Origin of the sequence: Bacillus clarus (assembly GCF_000746925.1) — a bacterium.
Taxonomy (GTDB): domain Bacteria; phylum Bacillota; class Bacilli; order Bacillales; family Bacillaceae_G; genus Bacillus_A; species Bacillus_A clarus.
Genome location: NZ_JMQC01000008.1, coordinates 1,040,636 through 1,060,491, shown reverse-complemented (window position 1 = coordinate 1,060,491; position 19,856 = coordinate 1,040,636). Strand labels below are relative to the sequence as shown.

Sequence of the window (19,856 nt, the reverse complement as noted above, 5' to 3'; positions counted from 1 at the left end):
AAAAAATCGCGGTACCACCCTAGCTTGTGAAATAAATGTAGCACAAAATAAAGGGTGGTATGATACGCAATTATAGAAAATAAAAAACGCCCCTGCAGTATATGCAGGGACGAAAAAATCGCGGTACCACCCTAAATTGTGAAACAGCTTCATTTCACCACTCTTTAGAAATAACGGTCTATAACCGTCTTTCACTACTCCAAATGTTTCGTAAAAGAAGCTCCAGGGGGTAATTCATAAATCGCTCTGTACTGGTTCGCACCGTCCACCAGTTCTCTGAAATCAGAAATCGAAATACTACTAAATCCTATCATTGCCGATTCATATGATGTTAGTTAAATTTTTATCACATATTTATCACATATGTCAACATATATATTCATTATTTTTTTCGGAAAATGAAGAGAGAATGTTTTTGAATGAGGCAACTTGTTCGTTATAATGAAAATAGAAAGGAGGAAGAGAATGAAGAAAAAAGTATTTCTTTTTACAGCCTTACTTATTATTGGGGGGAGTGCTGGCATTTACACAGCGTTTGCGGCAGGGCAAGATCAAATGAAAGAAAATAATGTGCAAAAAGCAGAAATAAAGAAAGAAAAAAAAGCCGAAGATAAACAAAACACAGAGAGAACAGCTGCTAAATTAGGTGTTTCCACTGAAGGGAAAACAGAGGACCAGATTAAAAAAGATTTAAATACAGCAAGGTTTGAGAAACGTCACGAACTATTAATTGAGCATGCAAAAGAGCTTGGGATTGAGACAGAAGGAAAAAAAGATGAAGAGATTATTTTAGAAATAGGGAAGATCAAGCAAGGAAAGTAGAACAACTTATCACAGGATAAGTTGTTCTTTTTTAAGAACCATATGATTTAAAAATAATTGACAGTATTTTATTTTTAATGTTAACTATATTTATAACTAAGTTGACATTAGGGGTGACAATTGTGACTGTTCATAGCAATACAAGTGAAAAATTAGCTTATACATATGAAGAATTATCGGAAAAGAATAAAGCGTATGTATGGCATCCATTTACACAAATGAAAGACTACTTAGAAGAAGATCCCGTTATTATTGAACGAGGAGAGGGCCGAAAATTATATGATGTAAATGGAAATGGATATTGGGACGGTGTTTCATCTATTTGGTTAAATGTTCATGGGCATCACGTTCCAGAATTAGATGATGCAATTCGTGTACAATTAAATAAAGTTGCCCACTCTACGATGCTTGGGCTTGCTAATGTTCCATCTATTTTACTTGCAGAAAAGATCATTGATGTTGTTCCGAAAGGTTTAAAAAAAGTGTTTTATTCAGATTCTGGTTCTACAGCTGTTGAAATTGCGATAAAAATGGCTTTTCAATACTGGCAGCATAAGGAGAAGCCGAAAAAACAAAAATTTATTACGTTAAAAGAAGCATATCACGGAGATACAATTGGGGCAGTTTCAGTAGGAGCAATTGACTTGTTTCACCAAGTGTACAGTTCACTCTTATTTGATGCGATAAAAATGCCTTATCCATATACATACCGTTCTCCTTATGGAGATAATACAGAACAAATTGTTAAAAAGCATTTAGAAGAAATGGAAGAACTATTAAAAGAAAAGCATGAAGAAGTGGCAGCAATTATTGTGGAGCCATTAATGCAAGGTGCTGGCGGTATGATTACAATGCCAAAAGGGTATTTAAAAGGACTTCGCGATTTATGTACAACTTATAATGTTTTATTTATTACAGATGAAGTAGCAACAGGATTCGGACGTACTGGAAAAATGTTTGCATGTGAACATGAAGATGTGACACCGGACATTTTAACGGCTGGAAAAGGGTTAACAGGTGGCTATTTACCAGTAGCAATTACAGTAACAACAGATGAAATCTATAATGCCTTTTTAGGTGAGTATGAGGAGCAAAAAACATTTTTCCACGGCCATAGTTATACAGGGAATCCGCTAGGGTGCGCTGTAGCGATTGCGAATCTAGAACTATATGAAAAAACAAATTTAGTAGAAGATGTTGCATATAAAGCTGAATATGTGGCAAAACAATTAAAATCACTTTATGAATATACGCACGTTGGAGATATTCGCCAATGTGGGCTCATGATTGGTATTGAACTTGTGAAAAATAAAGAAACGAAAGAGCCGTTTGAATGGACAGAGCGAGTTGGTGTAGCAGTTTGTAAACGTTCAAGAGAACTAGGAATGATTTTACGTCCGCTCGGTAACACAATTGTATTTATGCCGCCACTTGCATCTACAATAGATGAGATTGATGATATGTTACGCATTTTATATCAAGCAATCTCAGATGTTACGGAGGAAGAATGATGAGTGGTTTCTTTGTAACGGCAACAGATACAGAAGTTGGGAAAACTGTTGTGGCAGGTGCATTAGCAGGGGTACTTAGAAACCGAGGATATAACGTAGGCGTATATAAACCGTTACAAAGTGGACATGTTGCTTCAAATCCAGATGGGGACGCAGCTAGATTGAAGGCAGTAGCGGGAGTACCGACAGAAGAAGATAAAATTTGTCCTTATTCTATTGAAGAACCGCTTGCGCCGAGACTTGCTATGAAAAGAGCGGGAAGAACTGTAACACTAAAACAAATTACATCTCATTACAAAGAACTATTAGAAGAGTTTGATAGTTTACTTGTAGAAGGAGCGGGTGGCTTTGCTGTTCCGTATACAGAAGATGCTTTAGTAATCGATTTTGCGAAGGAATTAGAGCTGCCACTTATTATTGTGGCACGTCCGACGCTTGGAACGGTCAATCATACTGTTTTAACAATTTCTTATGCAAAGGTACATGGCTTAACAGTCGCAGGTGTGATTTTATCTGGTTGCAAGGAATATGAAAAAGAAAGAGTGCAAGAAAATAAGGAAATGATTGAAGAATTAAGCGGTGTGCCAGTTATAGGTTTATTACCATTTCTTCACGAAGAGTTTACAAGGGAAGAATTATTAAAAGCAGCAGAAGAACATATTATGATTTCAAAATTAGAGGAGTTTATCCAAAATGGATCAAGTATGGAGCAAACATCTTCAATCTAAAGTACAGCAATTAAAAGAAGAAGCACAATATCGTAGTTTATGTGTAACTGAGCAACAAGAAGAGACATGGCTTATTCGAAATGGTAAGAGGATGCTCAATTTAGCATCGAATAATTACTTAGGATTAGCTGGTGATGAAAGGTTGAAAGAAGCTGCCATTGTATCCACAAAGGAATATGGAACTGGAGCTACAGCATCTCGCCTTGTAGTAGGAAATTATCCATTATATGAAGAGGTTGAACAAAGTATATGCAACTGGAAAGGGACGGAAAGAGCGTTAATCGTAAATAGTGGATATACGGCAAATATTGGAGCGATTTCTTCGTTAGTCGGTCGTCACGATATTGTTTTTAGTGACAAATTAAATCATGCAAGCATTGTTGATGGAATTGCATTAAGTGGAGCGGAACACAAAAGATATCGTCATAATAATTTGGAACATTTAGAAAAGATGTTACGTATGGCACCACCTACAAAGCGAAAGTTAATAGTGACAGACACGATTTTTAGTATGGATGGTGATGTCGTTCCTTTACAAGATTTAGTTGTGCTAAAAGAAAAATATGGTGCGCTCCTCATGGTTGATGAGGCCCATGCGGGTGGAATATATGGGGAATATGGAGCTGGTTTATCTCATCTAGAAGAAGGCATGGCTAGTAAAATTGATATTCATATGGGTACGTTTAGTAAAGCGCTAGGTTGCTATGGAGCTTACTTAACGGGTGATGCAATTTGTATTGATTATATAAAAAATACGATGAGAAGCTTTATTTTCACTACTGCGTTACCACCAGGAACACTAGGTGCAATAAAGAAAGCAATCGAAATTGTGAAAGAAGATGAAGAAAGAAGATGTCAGCTTTTAGAAAATGGGGCGTACTTCCGAGTGCGCTTACAGGAAGCTGGTTTCGATATTGGTGACAGTTCAACACATATCGTTCCAATTATTGTTGGCTCAAATGAAAATGCCCTACGTTTTAGTGGAAAATTGCAAGAGATAGGAATTGCGGCAATTGCAATCAGGCCACCAACTGTTCCTCATAAGAGCGCTCGAATTCGTTTTGCAGTTACGTCACAACATACAAGAACTGATTTGAAATGGGCTATCCACCATATTATTCGAATTGGTAAAGAGGAGGGGTTTTTAGCGTGAAAGAGCTAAAACTTATTTTTATTCCAGGATGGGGAATGGAAGAAGAGGTATGGTCTTTATTGCTGCCTTACTTTAAAGAATATTCTGTTCGGTGTGTAGAGTGGCGAAATATGAAAAACGATAGTGAATTTGTAGAGCGTGTAATAGAAGCGGCAAAAGATCAAAATGCTATTTTAATTGGTTGGTCATTAGGAGCGTTAGTCGCTCTCCAATCTTGTGATCGAGTCAGAACGAAAGGCATGGTTTTAATAGGTGGTACAGCTAAATTTACAATCGATGATGATTATATAAGTGCCTGGAACACTTCATTTGTAGAACGTATGAAGAGAAATGTAGCAAGGCGAAAGGAAGAGACGTTGGATCGCTTCTATAAAAGTATGTTTGCAAAAAATGAATTAAAAGAGAGTGAGCGGTTTGAAAAGATTACAGAGCGCTTTAAAGGAGATTCAATTCAGTCTTTACAGATAGGCTTAAATTATTTAATAGAAGCAGATATGAGAAATGCATTGCAGCGTGTGAAGGTGCCGATGTTACTTCTTCATGGAGAGCACGATGGCATATGTCCCCTTTCTGCCGCTCACTACATACGGGAGAATACAAGTGCTTCACTTAAAGTAGTAAATGGAGCTGGGCATGCGCTTTGCGTTACGAATTTTGAATATTGTGCAAATGAAGTAATTCAGTTTGTAGAGGGGATACGATATGATCAACAAAATGCTATTACAAAAACGATTTAACGGGGCAGCTGTATCCTATGACCAATATGCAAATGTACAAAAAAAGATGGCTCAGTTTTTACTTTCTAAAATGAAGGGGAAATATAGTGCGACGTCATCGATACGTGTTTTAGAACTTGGGTGTGGAACAGGATATGTAACAGAGCAATTAGTAAATGCATTTCCAAGAGCTCATATTACAGCTATTGATTTTGCTGAAAATATGATTGCTGTTGCGAAAACTAGACATAATGTAGGAGCTGTTACATTTCGGTGTGAAGATATTGAGCAATTACGGTTAGAAGAATCGTATGATGTCATCATTTCAAATGCTACATTTCAATGGCTTAATGATCTAAAAGAAACGATAAGAAATTTATTTCATCATTTGTCCAAAGGTGGAGTGCTACTATTTTCAACGTTTGGAAATCAAACGTTCCAAGAGCTACATACAGCATTTCATCGTGCAAAAGAAGAAAAGGGGATACAAAGTCGAACGTCGATTGGACAACATTTTTTCTCGAAAGAACAGTTGTTTCATGTATGTAAAGTGGAAAAAGGGGATGTACATGTTTTTGAAACATGTTACATAGAAAGGTTTGCTGAAGTTCGGGAGTTTCTACAATCTATTCGGAAAGTAGGAGCAACGAATAGTAATGAAGAGTCGTATTGCCAAAGTCCTTCGCTCTTTCGAACAATGCTGCGCATATACGAAAGAGATTTCACGGAAAGGGAAGGGATTATGGCAACATATCATGCTTTATTTACGTATATTGAAAAAGAGGGGAAGAGACAAGATGAAACAAGTACAAACAAAAACAGATTGGAAACAAATTGCATCTGAAGTAGTAGGGGGCAGACACATCACGAAAGAGGAAGCAATAGCGGTTTTAGAAGCCGATGATACAGAGGTTTTAGAAATTATGAATGCAGCTTACATCATTCGTCATCATCACTTTGGTAAGAAAGTAAAGTTGAATATGATTATTAATACGAAATCCGGATTATGCCCAGAAGATTGTGGGTATTGCTCACAGTCAATCATTTCAGAAGCGCCGATTGATAAATATGCATGGTTAACGCAACAGAAAATTGTAGAAGGGGCACACGAAGCAGTCCGTCGCAAAGCAGGTACATATTGCATCGTTGCATCTGGTCGTCGTCCAACTGATAAAGAAGTAAATCACGTCATTGGGGCGGTGAAAGAAATTCGCGAAACGACAGATTTGAAAATTTGTTGTTGTTTAGGATTTTTAAACGAAGACCAAGCAGGACGTTTAGCAGAAGCAGGCGTGCATCGTTATAACCATAATTTAAATACACATGCAAACAATTACGATAGCATTTGTTCAACTCATACGTATGACGATCGTGTAGATACAGTAGAAAAAGCGAAGCAAGCTGGTATCTCTCCATGCTCTGGGGCGATTTTCGGAATGGGTGAAACAATTGAGCAACGTGCTGAAATCGCATTTGAATTACAACGTTTAGATGCGGATTCTATTCCATGTAATTTCCTTGTGGCAGTAAAGGGCACACCACTTGAAGGACAAAAAGAATTAACGCCAGTAGAATGCTTAAAAGTATTAGCGATGATGCGCTTTGTAAATCCATCAAAAGAAATCCGTATTTCTGGTGGGCGTGAAATTAATTTGCGCTCTGTACAGCCCCTCGGGTTATTTGCAGCAAATTCTATCTTTGTTGGTGATTATTTAACAACAGCTGGTCAAGAGCCAACAGATGATTGGGGTATGATTGAAGATTTAGGATTTGAGATTGAGGAATGTGCGTTATAAATGATTGAGAAGCAAGCTCTTTAAAGGGCTTGTTTTTTTTGTAAATAAAATGTAATAAAAGGGGAGTAACTCTTGGTAGTATTGGTTTTTCTACGAAAAAAATAAATTGCGTGGACGAATTTTCCATTCGGTAATTGTGCATAGTAAAAGTGTAATTTATATCGGGTTGGAGGATTTAACATGCACAAATATATATTAGCTATTATGACTTGTCTTATTCTAATAAAAGCGATAAGTGCTGACCCAGTTAAGGCTGCTGAAAATCCTGAGCAAAAAGAAATGCAAAAAAGAATTGAACAACATTTTCGAACGAAAGCGGAGCATTTCGGTATTGAAACGGAAGGGAAAGGCTTGAAGGAAGTGCGGAAAGAACTTCATATTGTAGAGGAAGAGAAAAAGCGTGAGAATGTTTGGAGAATCGCTCAAAATCTTCGTATTCAAACAGAAGGGAAAACGATGAATGAAATAATAGAAGATGTGAGAAAGAAAGCGGGGAAGTAAGAGTATAAAAAAAGAGGCCGAAGCCTCCTTTTTTATGCCCACTGTTTTGATAAATGGGCCATTTCAATCGCGGCAACTGCTGATTCATATCCTTTATTGCCGGCTTTTGTACCTGCACGTTCAATCGCTTGTTCAATTGTTTCCGTTGTTAATACACCGAATATAACTGGAATCTCTGTTTGTAGTGATAGAGAAGCAACACCTTTTGCAACTTCATTACAAACGTAATCATAATGTGTTGTAGCCCCGCGGATTACGGTCCCTAATGTAATAACAGCATCGTATTTTCCGCTATTCGCCATCTTTTTAGCGATTAAAGGAATTTCAAATGCACCAGGAACCCATGCGACATCAATATCGTTTTCTTCTACACCGTGACGCTTTAATCCATCCAATGCTCCACCTAGTAGCTTGCTCGTAATAAATTCATTGAAACGTCCAACAACAACCCCAACTTTTAATCCTGTACCAACTAAATGACCTTCGAATACCATAATATATCTCTCCCTTTATTATAAGTTTAATAAATGACCTAATTTTGTTACTTTTGTTTGTAAGTATGTTTTATTTTCTTCTTTCGTTGGCATTTGCAATGGTACACGCTCAACTACTTTTAAATCGTATCCTTGTAAGCCAGCTATTTTTCGTGGATTATTCGTTAATAATCGTAATTGCTGTAAACCTAAATCTTTTAAAATTTGAGCACCGATACCGTAATCACGAAGATCAGCTGGGAATCCAAGCTTTTCATTTGCTTCTACAGTATCTAATCCTTCTTCTTGTAGCTTATATGCTCTTAGTTTATTAAGAAGCCCAATGCCACGCCCCTCTTGCCTCATATAGAGAAGAACACCTTTTCCTTCTCGCTCAATTTGAGCAAGTGCAGCATGGAGTTGTGGTCCGCAATCACAGCGACATGAACTAAATACATCACCTGTTAAGCATTCTGAGTGAACACGTACAAGTACTGGTTCATCAGTTGAAATATCCCCTTTTATGAGGGCGATATGCTCTTTTGTATCTAATGAGTTAGAATAGCCGATTGCATGAAAAGTACCGAAATCTGTAGGTAATGTAATTTCCACTTCTCTCGTTACGAGCGTTTCATGGTGGCGGCGATAAGCAATTAAATCTTCAATTGTAATCATTTTTATGTCAAATTGTTTTGCGCACTGTAATAAGTCAGGTACACGTGCCATTGTGCCATCTTCATTTATAATTTCACAAATAACCCCAGCTGGTTCTGCTCCGCACAATTTTGCTAAGTCAACAGCAGCTTCTGTATGACCAGCGCGTCTAAGGACGCCGCCTTCTTTCGCGATTAGCGGAAAGATGTGCCCGGGACGATTAAAGTCAGTTCCTTTAGCGGATGGGTTCAATAATTCACGTATTGTTGTAGCACGCTCATGAGCACTAATTCCTGTTGTTGTGGAAATGTGATCGATGCTTACTGTAAATGCAGTATGATGTGAATCTGTATTGTGAGACACCATAGGCTCTAACTGAAGACGCTCTGCGTATTGCTCTGTAATCGGTACGCAAACGAGGCCACGGCCGTGTGTAATCATAAAATTAATCGTTTCTGGCGTAATGTGCTCTGCTAAAGCGATAAAATCGCCCTCATTTTCACGATTTTCATCATCGCATACAATAACGATTTTTCCTTGTTTTAAATCTTCTAGAGCTTCTTCAATATGATGAAACATTGTGCTTCCCCCTTATAGAAATCCGTTTTCTTGTAAAAAGCTTTCTGTAACTGAAGTGCTTCGTTTTACTGGTTTTGAAATGAAACGTTCAATATATTTACCAATCATGTCACATTCAATGTTTACAATGTCTCCGGCCTCTTTTTCTCCAATAATAGACTCACTTACTGTGTGCGGAATGAGCGAAATTGTAATAGAAGATTCGTCTATATTAAATATTGTTAAACTTGTACCATCAACAGATACTGAGCCTTTTTGTAAACAGTAACGGAGTAATTGATCAGAAATTGCTATTTTGTAATAAATAGCATTGTAATGTTGTTTTTTATTTAAAATCGTACCGATGCCATCGATATGTCCTGTGACGAAATGTCCACCAAAGCGTCCGTTTGCAGCCATCGCTCGTTCTAAATTTACTTTTGAGCGTGGCTTAAGCATACGAAGTGACGTTGATTTCATTGTTTCTGGCATTACATCGACAGTAAATGAAGATGCGGTAAAACTAGTGACAGTTAAACAAATACCATTAACAGCAATGCTGTCGCCTAATTTAACATCTGATAAAATTTGATGAGTATTGATGGTTAACTTCATTGCTTCCCCACTTTGGGTCATATTTGATACAGTTCCTAATTCTTCTACAATTCCTGTAAACATTCTGTCACCTCACTTTGGGCATTCGCAACGATTTTTATATCATCGCCAATTTGTTTCATTTCTTGAATTTTCAAGGAAAGTGCATCTTGTAATTTTGAAAAGCCAGTTCCTCCAAATAAAGTAGGTGCCTCTTTTCCGCCTATTAATTTCGGACTTATATAGGTCACAATTTCATTAAAATTATTTGTTTCTAAGAAGCTTGCATGAACTGATTGGCCACCTTCAACGAAGAGAGAAAGAATTTGCTTTTCTCCAAGAAGGGAAAGGAGTTCATGTATTTTAATCTGCTTCGTTTTCATTTGGAATACAGTTACATTTTCAGATGTATAGGCTGCTATTTTTTCTTTACTTGCATCCTTTCCAACAATAATCCATGTTGGAGCAATTTCATCTGTTATGACATGAGAAGACGGTGGCGTTCGTAAATTTGTATCTAGAATTATACGAATTGGATGTTTGCCTCCGTTTGGAATCCTTGTCGTTAAATGCGGATTATCAGCTATAACAGTATTCACACCAACAAGAATCGCATCATGAGTATGACGATACTGGTGAACGTCTGCACGTGCTTTTTCTCCTGTAATCCACTTACTTTCACCAGTCATAGTTGCTGTTTTCCCATCTAAACTCATTGCTGTCTTTATCGTTACAAAGGGGCGTTTCGTTTTCATATAGTGAAAAAAATATCGGTTTAATAAAGTTGCGTTTGCTTCTAGGACGCCGGTTGTTACTTCGATACCAGCTTCTTCTAAGCGTCTTCTTCCATTACCAGAAACGAGCGGATTGCGATCAAGGGTAGCAATTACAACGCGTTTGACTCCTTTTTCAATTAGCAATTCACAGCAAGGTGGTGTTTTTCCAAAGTGGCTACACGGTTCAAGTGTTACATAGATGGTAGCTCCTTTTGCTTTCTCACCAGCCATGTGAAGGGCGTGAACTTCAGCATGCTCTTCACCAGCACGCAAGTGAGCACCCATTCCGACGATGTTTCCATCTTTCACAACAACAGCACCAACCATTGGGTTTGGGCTTGTTTGCCCTGACGTTCCTTGTGCTATCTGTAAGGCAGCCCTCATATATTCTTGATCTGTCATTCTCTTCACCTCTCCTGAAAAAATCAAAAAACCCCAAGGATATAAGATCCTTGGGGTTTGGGAGACGTGATTTCTAGAAATATAGTTCGAATACGAAAGTATAGGAAAGAAACCTAACGATGTTGATATTTTTGCATAAGGAAAAAACCTAGCAAAATATCGAATTTTTCATACGCTAGTCGTATCTTTTTATTTCAGCATAGAAACATAAGTATACGAAATAAAACATATACAGAGACTCAAAACGAATCTATAAAAATATGCATGCGGAAATAAAAGTGTATTCGCTATATATAATTACTAGAAAACATATCCTTCTCCCATCCAGACTATACTGTCGGCCCTAGAGTTTCACTAGATCCACCGTTTTCGAGTTGAAAACGGGTCACGGACTTAGAAGTTTGCACTTCATCACCGCCGGTTGGGAATTTCACCCGACCCCGAAGGATGTTGTTTGCTCACATTATAGCACAAAAAAGAAAAAAGGATAGTAAAAAATATTCGAATGTGAAGAATTGTGTGAAAATATAGATGGATTTTAAATAAGATGAAATTCGTAGAAAGGTTGTCAATATGGGCTGTTTAGAGGGATGGCAGCATGAAAAAAACATGCACAAAAAAATGTGCATGTTTCTTACAAACTTAGTCTGCCTGTGGTGCTCTGACAACAGATTCGAATTTTCCTTTATGCGAAGCATCGCAATAAGGCATGTTTTTTGATAGACCACAACGACATAAAGAAAATGCTGGTTTTGCTGGAAATACATTTCCTTGTGAGTCGACTAATTCCACGTCCCCTGTAACACGAAATGAGCCATTATCATTTACTTTTATTTGTACTTTTGCCAACGTTATCCCTCCTTTCCAAACGCTTAATTTCATCATATAATCAGGAGAAGCACTTGACAATAAAAAAGAGTGCTTTGTATGGAATAAGAGAGAATGTTATAATAGCTGTTATAACTGACTAGAGTAAGGTGACGAAAGATGGATAAACAATTATGTACACTACAAAATATTGCAAATGAGCGCACATGGGCATCATTTTTGAATGATAATCATCCATATAGTTTACTTCATTGGTCGATTGCGGGTGTAGGACAAGAGCCGAAAGACGTTTGGTTACTTCAAGATGAGGTAACTTTTCAAACAACAGAATTTCAAACACTTGATGAGGCAGTAAAGTGGATTTCTGAAAATATGGAACAAATTACAGATGTTTTAGCACAGTAAAAAAACAGGCTTATGCAAGCCTGTTTTTTGTTTCTTTCACATATGTGTTTAAAAATTGATCAATGGCTCCTTCATACTCTTCTTTATTTTCGTTATAAGAGCAAGCGTGTGCACCATGTTCTGCAATATAAAGCTGTTTATTATTTTCTTTTGCTTCGTAAAGTGATTTCGTCATATCACTTAAAATATAATCATCATCTTTACTGTGAATAAAGAGAACCGGATTATTAATGTTTTTTATACAATCAATTGGTGAAACTTCACGAATCGTATAGCCGTCGCGAACTTTTAAAAAGGCGTTTGCTAAAGGTAATAACGGCCATTTTGGTAAATGGAATTCAACCTTTAAGCGGTGTTGCAGTTGCCCGTAAAAATCGGAGAAAGGACAGTCCGCAATATAAAAATCAGCACCATCTTCTACGAGTCCTGCATATTGAAGAAGTGTTGCAGCTCCCATTGATTCTCCATGAATCCCCAGTGTAATATCTTTTCCAAAACGATTTTTTAACCAGTCAACAACTGACTTTAAATCATGCTTTTCATAATAGCCATAGCTTGTCGTTTTACCACCTGTTTTACCGTGGCGGCGATGATCATAAATAAATACGTTATATCCTCTTTCTAAAAATAAGTTTGCATATTTGACAGAGTTTATTTTATTTACAGTTACACCGTGACAAAAAATCATAAATTTATTCGAATGCCCAGGAGAAATGTAATATCCGTGAATATCGTATCCGAATTGAGAAGGGATATGAATCTCTTCCTTCGGAATAGCTTCAAAATCGTCTAAACGAAAGTGTTTTTTCGTTTCGCGCTCTAAAATTTCTTCCTCTGTTTTTTTCTTTAAGTACATAACCTTATTTGTAAAGAAAATTCCAATGGCAATTAATGCACCTAGTATAGTTAACAATGCTGTAAAAAAACGTTTCATACTCTACCTCAACCTCCAAATACCTTTACATGTGATACACTTACATTGTATCACAATGATATAAAAAGGGGAGAAATAGCCGATGGTTCATATACAAAAAATTACACCGGAAATGAAAGAAACAATTCGAATTTTCATGTGTGCAAATTGGGGGAGCTCAATGATGGTTTCGCGCGGCAGAGTGCATCAATTAGCAGCGTTACCTGGATTTATTGCAACTGAAGATGACAGAATAGTAGGAATTATAACGTATGAAGTAACAGAAAATATGTGTGAAATTGTATCATTGGATAGCATTGAGGAAAGAAAAGGCATTGGAACAAAACTTGTGGAGCGTGTATTGCGAGTCGCAAAAGAGCAAGGATGTAAAAAGGTGTGGCTCATTACAACGAATGATAATACGAATGCACTTCGTTTTTACCAAAAACGGGATTTTGTGATGACAAACTTATATATTGATGCTGTAAAAGAAGCGAGAAAGATTAAGAAAGAGATTCCATTTGTTGGTTATGATAATATCGCGATTTCACATGAAATACAACTAGATTGTAATTTGTAAGTATAATAGGATTTATGTAACAATTTTCAGAAATTTAAAATAATATTCTTGACGAATGTAATAGTTTGGTTTAATTTAAAATTGTAATCTATTACCATATTAAGGGGTGACGATGTGGCAACCATACGTGATGTTGCAAAATTGGCCGGTGTTTCAGTCGCAACCGTTTCACGAGTTATTAATGAGAAAGGATATGTTCACGAAGATACAGTAGAACAAGTAAAAAAAGCAATTGAAGAGTTACATTATAGACCGAATGCTGTAGCAAAGCCTTTATTTAAAAACTCTTCAACAATGATTGCACTACTTGTAGCAAATTTACGTGATCCATCATACATAACTTTGCTTCGTTTCATAGAGGAAGCCGCATATAAAGAAGGATATCAAGTAGTTGTTTGTAATATAGAGAAGAAGAATGGATATATAGATATGTTCATGCAAAATAATATCGCGGGCGTTATTATGACGAGGGATGCTTTTCAAAGTGTAGGAGCTATGTCGCTTCCATTTGTTGTACTTGATGAAGGGAATTCCTTTGTGAGTTATTATGAGATTGCACGAGAATCCGTCGTTTTATTGAAAGAGAAAGGTTGTCAATTTCTTGCTTATATAGGAGAAGGAATAGAAAATGAGGAAATGGAAGAACATGTCACAGGATTTTTAGATACTGTTTGGGAAGAAGAAATTGCTTATCGAGAAGAAAGTGTACAAGGGGATACAAATAAGCAGTTCATTGAATTGCTGCGGAAGTATCCTTACATAGATGGCATTGTAGCTTCAAGTGATGAGGTTGCAATATCCGTACTTCGGGCTGCAAAGGCTCTTCATATTGATATACCAAAGCAGTTGCAAATTGTTGGATGTAATGGAAGCCTGCAAGGTGAATGGGTGACACCTTCGTTAACTACTGTTGGAAATTCGATTGAAGAAAATGGAGTATTCGTAGTGCAGCAGTTAATTGGAAAAATAAAAAAGAAACAAGTGAAGAGAGGTAAAGTGGAAAAAGAGTTTACATTGATTGAGAGGGAATCAACAAAGTAAAAGGTGCGTTTACAAAACGCACCTTTTCAAAGTGTAATTGCGGCAATAAAACCGAATATGAGTAATGGAATATTATAGTGTAGAAAAGTTGGAACACACGTATCCCATATATGGTGATGTTGCCCGTCTGCATTTAAGCCGGAGGTTGGTCCGAGTGTACTATCAGATGCTGGAGAACCAGCATCGCCTAATGCACCAGCTGTACCGATAATTGCGATCGTTGCCATTGGGCTAAAGCCAAGCTGAATGCATAATGGAACGAAAATAGTTGTTAAAATTGGGATGGTAGAGAAAGAAGAACCGATTCCCATCGTAACGAGAAGACCGATAAAGAGCATGAGGAATGCAGCAAGTGGTTTGCTGTTTCCAATTAAGTGTGCACTTGTTTGCACAAGCGATTCAACATGTCCTGTTTTTCGAAGAACAGCTCCAAATCCAGCGGCAGAAATCATAACGAAACCAATGAAGGACATCATACGCATTCCGCTTGTTAAAATAGCATCAGCCTCTTTAAGAGGGAGACTGCCGCTAACCGATAATACGATAATCCCTGCTAGAGCTCCAAAAATCATTGATTCTGTTGTTAATTGAACACATAATGTTGCCATGATAGATAGCAATCCGAAAGTAATACTTCTTTTCGTATAGGGAACGATTTCATTAGATGTAGCATGAACCGGTTCTATTTCATAAGTACGTGGCTTTCGATACGTAATGAAAACTGCTATACATAATCCAATAATCATACCGATTGCTGGAATTGTCATCGCCTTTGGAATAAGTGCAACATCAAATGTAAGACCGCTTTGCTCAGCGTTTGTTTGCAATACGTCATGATAAATTTTCCCAAATCCTGCTGGAACCCACATGTAGGGTGTAATTAAGCCGAATGTAATCAAACATGTAACAAGCCTACGATCTACCTTCAATTCATTTAATACTTTTAAAAGTGCTGGAATTAAGATGGGAATAAAGGCGATATGAACAGGTATAATATTTTGTGAAAAACAAGCCATCGTTAAAATGATGAATAAAATAAGTATTTTTGAATAGATTTGTTTTTTCGTGTCTTGTTCGTTCCCAATCCATTTCAATGCTGTTTGAATCATAGCGTCTGGAAGGCCTGTTTTAGAAAGGGAAATAGCGAATCCACCAAGCATGGCATAGCTTAAGGCAATAGGAGCACTGTTTCCAAGACCTGTCGTGAAAGTGTTAATTGTTTCTGAAATACCAAGTCCACCGATTAGCCCGCCTGTTAAGGCGCCAACAATAATGGCGACAATGACTTGGACACGTAACAAACTAAGCAGTAGCATGACTGCTACTGCGATGAGTACAGCGTTCATAATAAATATAATCTCCCTAATCTTTATTCTGTTAAGGCAAGCATGCTTGCGACATATTATTATAAAATGTTTTCTTTAAAATGTAAAAGGACCTTTTCCTAGCTATGTGGAAAAGATAACTCTTGTTTAATAGAGCTTAAAGATTTTGCAAATAGTTCAGGTTCTTCTAAATCAGGAGAATGTGCGGAGTTCGGAAACCAAATCATTTTTTTAATAGGAGCTTGAACAACGTCACAATATTGTTGAACGAGCGCATAGGGTGTTTGATAGTCGAAACGTCCAGAGCAAAAATAGACAGGAACAGATAAACTTGAAATGGAAGAAAAGAAATCGATTTTCAGCATTTCCTCCCATAAAGATCCAGACTTCAAATTTCCTGCAAGAAATTTGAACCAATCTAGCAATGTATACTCCGGAGAAAAGAAACCTTTTCGGATAAAAGAGAAGGAAGATCCATTTTGAATTGCACCTCCGAATGTACCTAGCCATTTTCTTTGAATAATAAGTTTTCTCATGTCTAGAAAAGGTGGTTTGCCTAATTTTAAAAGAGAAGCCAAAGCCCGTGTATGTTCATGTTTTTTTGCAGAGTTAATTAAATGTTGATAAAGTAATTCTTCGTTTTGCCTCATATGTACAATTTGCCCGATACCGATATAAGCTTCTATATATTTTGGATATTTACTAGCAATTTGTAGTCCGATAATACTTCCCCAAGAATGTCCCGCAAGAAATAATTTCTCTTTTTTAAAGCGTCTCAGAAGGTATTGAATGATTTCTTTTGCATCTGAAACGAATTGGTCGATTGTAAAAGTCGTTTTAAAATCCTGCCATGAAAAGGATTTTCCTGCACCGCGTTGATCCCAATTGACAACAATAAAATGTTTTTCTAAATCTTTTTGAAAGTGACGGATAAAGCCGATTTGTGCCATACCAGGTCCGCCGTGACAACATAATAAAATAGGTTGATTTATGTTTTGACCACGTATAAGTAAAGATTGTTTTCTATCATTAATCATAACGCTTTCTATCGTAGCGATACTATTGGAAACCGGTTGCATATTTTCGTTATAAAATTTAGGGGTATGGCTACGGAGAAGCAATTGGAAAACCTCCTTTTCTTAAATGGTATGAATCGCACAGGCTCTTTTGTTTGCATATACTGTTAGAAAATCATTGTATCATAACATACTGGTTTGATTTCAAGCTTAGGAAAGCGAGAGAGGAGGGAAAATGTGACGATTGGAGAAATTATCGACTGCTTAAATAGACGTGAATCAATTGCTATTATAGCCAAACGCCTTGAAATGAGCCCATACACATTGTCGAAAAAATTAAGGATGATTGGATATGAATATGATGGAGAGCAGAAGAAACGCATCTTTATAGGAGATGGAGAAGAGCCACGGCATTTACAGCTCCAAGAAGCTACTGCCCTTCAATATGCAAAAACTGATTATCAATTATTAATTTATGAGCAATTGCAAAGTATTTATGAACTGCTAAGAAAAAGAGAAGAACTCAATTTTGCGATTATAAGTAAAAGTACAGAGAAGAAGAAACGAACGTTCTCTATTGGTACGGAAGTATTAGCAAACTTAGATGCTATATCAGAAGCAAAGGGTATTCAAAAATCTAAAATTGTAGAAGAGGCATTAAAAGAATTTTTACAACGATATGATTTTCATGATACATCACATTTAGATAGATAAAGGAGAGGATACTGTGTTCATAATAAGAGCGAGTATCCTTTTTCGTTAAAAGATTTAATTAGCCTATTATTTTGCTTTAGCAAAATAATATAGGAACCAAACAGCATGATTTTGTTCATCCGCCGCTGCTCTACGGAATGTTTCTTTCACATATTGGTTCGTCGTTTCATCTGAAATTTCTAAGTAAAAATCAACAGTTTTTTGCTCATCTTGTATAGCGAATTCTAATCCACTCAAATAAAGAGTTGGACATTCTTCAATAATTTTTGGTTGAGGTTGTTTGCCAGTTAAATTAATGTAAATTTGTACAAAGTGTTGAAAATGCTTTATTTCATCTTGACGAATTTCAAGAATTTGATTTCGCTCTCCTACTTCTTGTGCTAAAGTGGCTAATTTTGCATAACAATTAATAGCACTATACTCTCCGTTAATGGATTTTTCGATATCACGAATGAGTTTCTCCTTTTGTCTATATAGCAAATTATAATCATTTGGATAGAAATGCATATGTTAACCTCCTCGTGTAGTTTCATGTATATTACGTGGAATTTAGAGGGTATGTGCAAATTCTTTATAATGCGAAATGCGATTTTGGGGCTGAGTGCACTATATAAATGAAAAAGCTCCTTGTATATGAAGTTACATGCAGGGAGCTTTTTCGTTTCTGCTCTATTTGAAATGAACAAATAAATTTATAAAAAACTTAATTTACTTTTTGAATTCGTCCATCAATGATAGGCTGAATTGGTTCTTTCACTTGTTTTATATAATCGACTAATGCTTCAAAGTCGTTCGGACCTGTTTCAGCATTTTTACCATTTTTAAAGGATACAAATCCATCACCGCTTGAAGCTAGAAATGCATTTGCAACAACGCTATATGTTTTAGAGGAAATCAACTCTTCTCCAGTTGTTAAATGGATATTTGTCACTTTTTCTCCATTCGGTTTATTTGCATCCCAAGTGTATTGAATGCCGGAGATTTGAAGCATTCGTGTTATTCCTTTTTGCCATTGCTGATTTAAAATATCACGAATATCTTGTCCTGTTAAATCTACTTTAATTAATTGGTTTCCGAATGGCTGAATACCATATAATTCTCCCCATGTAATATCGCCTGCGTTTAAGTCGTTACGAATGCCACCAGGATTCATAAGTGCAATTTGCGCTTGCATCGTTTTACGCTGTGCATCAGCAACTAAGTTTCCAAGAGTGGACTCGCCAGCATCGTTTTGTTTACGATCTATCGGTGCTGTAGATTTACCAACAACTTCATTGACAAGTGGAGCGATTTTCTCTTGATATTGATCAAGCTTTTGTTTTACTTGTTTATCAGGCTCTATGCCTTCATGGTAAGTTGTGACAACTTCCGCTTTTTTCTCAACAATATCTTTTGTTTTTCTATCAATTTTTACATCTACATCAGCGAAAGCCATTCCGTAAGAATTCGCTTGTACGATGAGTTTATTATTTACAGTACCATTTACATACGTATGACTATGTCCACCGAAAATAACATCAACTTCTGGATCTGTTTCATTTGCAATACGGGTAAGATCGCCGTTTGTTACGCCAGTATCGTCAGTTGTACCTCCGACGTGTGCAAGAACGACAATCGATTTGACGCCTAGACGTTTCAATTGTTGTGCAGATTTATTAATCGCTTCTACTTCATCTGTAATTTGTACATTTTTAAGCATCGTAGGCATAACGACATTCGGAGTATCTGTCGTGACAACCCCGATAAAACCAACAGGAACTCCGTCTACCATTTTTACAGTAAATGGTGGTAAAAATAAGCGACCAGTTGATTTATTATAGAAGTTTGCAGCGACATAAGGGAAGTTCGCTCCTTTGAAATTCCCTGTTTTATCATGGTGTCCACCATAAATGAGACGCTGCATTTCATCAATACCTTCATCGAATTCGTGATTTCCAATTGTACCGACATCAAATCCTAAATCATTTAAAAACTCGATAGTTGGTTCGTCTTGTAATAAGGCTGAAACTGGAGGGCTTGCACCAACGATATCACCAGCATGTACAAGTAATGTATTGGGATTTTGCTTTTCTCTTTCCTTTAAATAAGCAGCTAAGTACTCAGCGCCACCTGCTTCTTTGTTATTAATTTTCTTCACGGTGTCTAGTTGACCATGGAAATCGTTAATACCAAGCATTTGTACGTCTATGTAACGATTTTGTTCTGTGAGTGTCTGTGATGGAGGAGCTGCGAAGACACTTGAAAAAGTAATGGTACTTAAAACTGCGACAACAGGAATAATTTTTTTCCACATAATTGTTCTCTCCCTTTTGTATATAATCTGACATCATACGACATAATTTTAATAGAT

Annotated in this window: 22 protein-coding genes, 1 riboswitch and 1 other annotated feature; of the genes, 12 read left to right on the top strand and 10 right to left on the bottom strand. The window is 36.8% G+C overall.

All coding sequences use genetic code 11. From position 1 onward, the window contains the following. Positions 1 to 102: 102 nt before the first annotated feature. Positions 103 to 323: a binding site (T-box leader), on the bottom strand. 142 nt (positions 324 to 465) lie between these two features. The 8 genes from DJ93_RS06160 to DJ93_RS06125 all read left to right on the top strand — a co-directional run bounded on the left by DJ93_RS06160 (position 466) and on the right by DJ93_RS06125 (position 7,227). Next, the gene (locus DJ93_RS06160) at positions 466 to 822 is read left to right on the top strand and encodes a hypothetical protein (RefSeq protein ID WP_042979708.1); all 357 of its coding nucleotides are present in this window, start codon (positions 466 to 468) and stop codon (positions 820 to 822) included. A gap of 77 nt (positions 823 to 899) precedes the next feature. Beyond that, positions 900 to 2,333, top strand: a complete 1,434-nt coding sequence (gene bioA, locus DJ93_RS06155; protein WP_052109548.1) for an adenosylmethionine--8-amino-7-oxononanoate transaminase — start codon at positions 900 to 902, stop codon at positions 2,331 to 2,333. Then, the gene (bioD, locus tag DJ93_RS06150) at positions 2,333 to 3,061 is read left to right on the top strand and encodes a dethiobiotin synthase (protein ID WP_042979706.1); all 729 of its coding nucleotides are present in this window, start codon (positions 2,333 to 2,335) and stop codon (positions 3,059 to 3,061) included. The genes bioA and bioD overlap by 1 nt, the downstream gene beginning before the upstream one ends. After that, positions 3,027 to 4,214, top strand: a complete 1,188-nt coding sequence (gene bioF / locus DJ93_RS06145) for an 8-amino-7-oxononanoate synthase (protein ID WP_042979705.1) — start codon at positions 3,027 to 3,029, stop codon at positions 4,212 to 4,214. The genes bioD and bioF overlap by 35 nt, the downstream gene beginning before the upstream one ends. Next, the gene (locus DJ93_RS06140; RefSeq protein ID WP_042979704.1) at positions 4,211 to 4,951 is read left to right on the top strand and encodes an alpha/beta fold hydrolase; all 741 of its coding nucleotides are present in this window, start codon (positions 4,211 to 4,213) and stop codon (positions 4,949 to 4,951) included. The genes bioF and DJ93_RS06140 overlap by 4 nt, the downstream gene beginning before the upstream one ends. Continuing rightward, on the top strand, positions 4,917 to 5,774 hold the full coding sequence (gene bioC / locus DJ93_RS06135) for a malonyl-ACP O-methyltransferase BioC (protein WP_042979702.1): 858 nt from the start codon (positions 4,917 to 4,919) through the stop codon (positions 5,772 to 5,774). Before DJ93_RS06140 ends, bioC begins: the two co-directional genes overlap by 35 nt. Continuing rightward, positions 5,728 to 6,726, top strand: a complete 999-nt coding sequence (gene bioB, locus DJ93_RS06130) for a biotin synthase BioB (RefSeq protein WP_042979701.1) — start codon at positions 5,728 to 5,730, stop codon at positions 6,724 to 6,726. The genes bioC and bioB overlap by 47 nt, the downstream gene beginning before the upstream one ends. A gap of 180 nt (positions 6,727 to 6,906) precedes the next feature. Then, positions 6,907 to 7,227: a hypothetical protein gene (locus tag DJ93_RS06125; RefSeq protein ID WP_042979700.1), complete on the top strand. Its 321-nt coding sequence runs from the start codon at positions 6,907 to 6,909 to the stop codon at positions 7,225 to 7,227. 32 nt (positions 7,228 to 7,259) lie between these two features. Here the strand turns inward: DJ93_RS06125 and ribH are convergent, their stop codons facing one another. From ribH to DJ93_RS06100, 5 genes are all read right to left on the bottom strand, one after another. After that, complete coding sequence (gene ribH, locus DJ93_RS06120; protein WP_042979699.1) at positions 7,260 to 7,721, bottom strand: 6,7-dimethyl-8-ribityllumazine synthase; 462 nt, start codon at positions 7,719 to 7,721, stop codon at positions 7,260 to 7,262. 18 nt (positions 7,722 to 7,739) lie between these two features. After that, positions 7,740 to 8,933, bottom strand: a complete 1,194-nt coding sequence (ribBA, locus tag DJ93_RS06115; RefSeq protein ID WP_042979698.1) for a bifunctional 3,4-dihydroxy-2-butanone 4-phosphate synthase/GTP cyclohydrolase II — start codon at positions 8,931 to 8,933, stop codon at positions 7,740 to 7,742. Between the two features lie 12 nt (positions 8,934 to 8,945). Continuing rightward, a complete protein-coding gene (ribE, locus tag DJ93_RS06110) occupies positions 8,946 to 9,590 on the bottom strand; it encodes a riboflavin synthase (RefSeq protein ID WP_042979697.1) in 645 nt (214 codons plus the stop codon). Next, the gene (gene ribD / locus DJ93_RS06105) at positions 9,572 to 10,684 is read right to left on the bottom strand and encodes a bifunctional diaminohydroxyphosphoribosylaminopyrimidine deaminase/5-amino-6-(5-phosphoribosylamino)uracil reductase RibD (protein WP_042979696.1); all 1,113 of its coding nucleotides are present in this window, start codon (positions 10,682 to 10,684) and stop codon (positions 9,572 to 9,574) included. Before ribD ends, ribE begins: the two co-directional genes overlap by 19 nt. Before the next feature lie 308 nt (positions 10,685 to 10,992). Next, positions 10,993 to 11,136: riboswitch (FMN riboswitch) on the bottom strand. 190 nt (positions 11,137 to 11,326) lie between these two features. Next, a complete protein-coding gene (locus DJ93_RS06100) occupies positions 11,327 to 11,533 on the bottom strand; it encodes a CDGSH iron-sulfur domain-containing protein (protein WP_042979695.1) in 207 nt (68 codons plus the stop codon). Positions 11,534 to 11,671: 138 nt separating this feature from the next. Between DJ93_RS06100 and DJ93_RS06095 the strand changes: the two genes are divergently transcribed. Next, positions 11,672 to 11,917, top strand: coding sequence for a DUF2552 family protein (locus tag DJ93_RS06095; protein ID WP_042979694.1), 246 nt, complete (start codon positions 11,672 to 11,674; stop codon positions 11,915 to 11,917). Positions 11,918 to 11,927: 10 nt separating this feature from the next. Here the strand turns inward: DJ93_RS06095 and DJ93_RS06090 are convergent, their stop codons facing one another. After that, positions 11,928 to 12,851, bottom strand: coding sequence for an alpha/beta hydrolase (locus tag DJ93_RS06090; protein WP_042979693.1), 924 nt, complete (start codon positions 12,849 to 12,851; stop codon positions 11,928 to 11,930). Between the two features lie 82 nt (positions 12,852 to 12,933). Between DJ93_RS06090 and DJ93_RS06085 the strand changes: the two genes are divergently transcribed. Together DJ93_RS06085 and DJ93_RS06080 are read left to right on the top strand one after the other, a co-directional pair. Then, a complete protein-coding gene (locus DJ93_RS06085) occupies positions 12,934 to 13,410 on the top strand; it encodes a GNAT family N-acetyltransferase (protein WP_042979692.1) in 477 nt (158 codons plus the stop codon). 114 nt (positions 13,411 to 13,524) lie between these two features. Beyond that, positions 13,525 to 14,451: a LacI family DNA-binding transcriptional regulator gene (locus DJ93_RS06080; RefSeq protein WP_042979690.1), complete on the top strand. Its 927-nt coding sequence runs from the start codon at positions 13,525 to 13,527 to the stop codon at positions 14,449 to 14,451. A gap of 26 nt (positions 14,452 to 14,477) precedes the next feature. On the opposite strand, the gene DJ93_RS06075 is transcribed toward DJ93_RS06080, so the two are convergent. Together DJ93_RS06075 and DJ93_RS06070 are read right to left on the bottom strand one after the other, a co-directional pair. After that, positions 14,478 to 15,797, bottom strand: coding sequence for a Na+/H+ antiporter family protein (locus tag DJ93_RS06075; RefSeq protein WP_042979689.1), 1,320 nt, complete (start codon positions 15,795 to 15,797; stop codon positions 14,478 to 14,480). Between the two features lie 98 nt (positions 15,798 to 15,895). Then, positions 15,896 to 16,897, bottom strand: a complete 1,002-nt coding sequence (locus DJ93_RS06070; RefSeq protein WP_042979688.1) for an alpha/beta fold hydrolase — start codon at positions 16,895 to 16,897, stop codon at positions 15,896 to 15,898. Between the two features lie 132 nt (positions 16,898 to 17,029). On the opposite strand from DJ93_RS06070, the gene DJ93_RS06065 reads away from it, so the two are divergent. Then, positions 17,030 to 17,506 carry a ribbon-helix-helix domain-containing protein gene (locus DJ93_RS06065; RefSeq protein ID WP_042979687.1) on the top strand — a complete coding sequence of 159 codons (477 nt, stop codon included), beginning with the start codon at positions 17,030 to 17,032 and terminating at the stop codon, positions 17,504 to 17,506. 66 nt (positions 17,507 to 17,572) lie between these two features. Here DJ93_RS06065 and DJ93_RS06060 read toward each other — a convergent pair whose 3' ends face one another. After that, positions 17,573 to 18,013, bottom strand: a complete 441-nt coding sequence (locus tag DJ93_RS06060; protein WP_042979686.1) for a ferritin-like domain-containing protein — start codon at positions 18,011 to 18,013, stop codon at positions 17,573 to 17,575. Positions 18,014 to 18,209: 196 nt separating this feature from the next. Beyond that, positions 18,210 to 19,799: a bifunctional metallophosphatase/5'-nucleotidase gene (locus DJ93_RS06055; protein WP_042979685.1), complete on the bottom strand. Its 1,590-nt coding sequence runs from the start codon at positions 19,797 to 19,799 to the stop codon at positions 18,210 to 18,212. Positions 19,800 to 19,856 lie beyond the last annotated feature (57 nt).

Coding starts and splice junctions, on each gene's coding strand:
- DJ93_RS06160 (WP_042979708.1), top strand. CDS start 466: ATGAAGAAAAAAGTATTTCTTTTTACAGCCTTACTTATTATTGGGGGG.
- bioA (WP_052109548.1), top strand. CDS start 900: ATGTTAACTATATTTATAACTAAGTTGACATTAGGGGTGACAATTGTG.
- bioD (WP_042979706.1), top strand. CDS start 2,333: ATGAGTGGTTTCTTTGTAACGGCAACAGATACAGAAGTTGGGAAAACT.
- bioF (WP_042979705.1), top strand. CDS start 3,027: ATGGATCAAGTATGGAGCAAACATCTTCAATCTAAAGTACAGCAATTA.
- bioC (WP_042979702.1), top strand. CDS start 4,917: ATGATCAACAAAATGCTATTACAAAAACGATTTAACGGGGCAGCTGTA.
- bioB (WP_042979701.1), top strand. CDS start 5,728: ATGAAACAAGTACAAACAAAAACAGATTGGAAACAAATTGCATCTGAA.
- DJ93_RS06125 (WP_042979700.1), top strand. CDS start 6,907: ATGCACAAATATATATTAGCTATTATGACTTGTCTTATTCTAATAAAA.
- ribH (WP_042979699.1), bottom strand. CDS start 7,721: ATGGTATTCGAAGGTCATTTAGTTGGTACAGGATTAAAAGTTGGGGTT.
- ribBA (WP_042979698.1), bottom strand. CDS start 8,933: ATGTTTCATCATATTGAAGAAGCTCTAGAAGATTTAAAACAAGGAAAA.
- ribE (WP_042979697.1), bottom strand. CDS start 9,590: ATGTTTACAGGAATTGTAGAAGAATTAGGAACTGTATCAAATATGACC.
- ribD (WP_042979696.1), bottom strand. CDS start 10,684: ATGACAGATCAAGAATATATGAGGGCTGCCTTACAGATAGCACAAGGA.
- DJ93_RS06095 (WP_042979694.1), top strand. CDS start 11,672: ATGGATAAACAATTATGTACACTACAAAATATTGCAAATGAGCGCACA.
- DJ93_RS06090 (WP_042979693.1), bottom strand. CDS start 12,851: ATGAAACGTTTTTTTACAGCATTGTTAACTATACTAGGTGCATTAATT.
- DJ93_RS06085 (WP_042979692.1), top strand. CDS start 12,934: ATGGTTCATATACAAAAAATTACACCGGAAATGAAAGAAACAATTCGA.
- DJ93_RS06075 (WP_042979689.1), bottom strand. CDS start 15,797: ATGAACGCTGTACTCATCGCAGTAGCAGTCATGCTACTGCTTAGTTTG.
- DJ93_RS06060 (WP_042979686.1), bottom strand. CDS start 18,013: ATGCATTTCTATCCAAATGATTATAATTTGCTATATAGACAAAAGGAG.
- DJ93_RS06055 (WP_042979685.1), bottom strand. CDS start 19,799: ATGTGGAAAAAAATTATTCCTGTTGTCGCAGTTTTAAGTACCATTACT.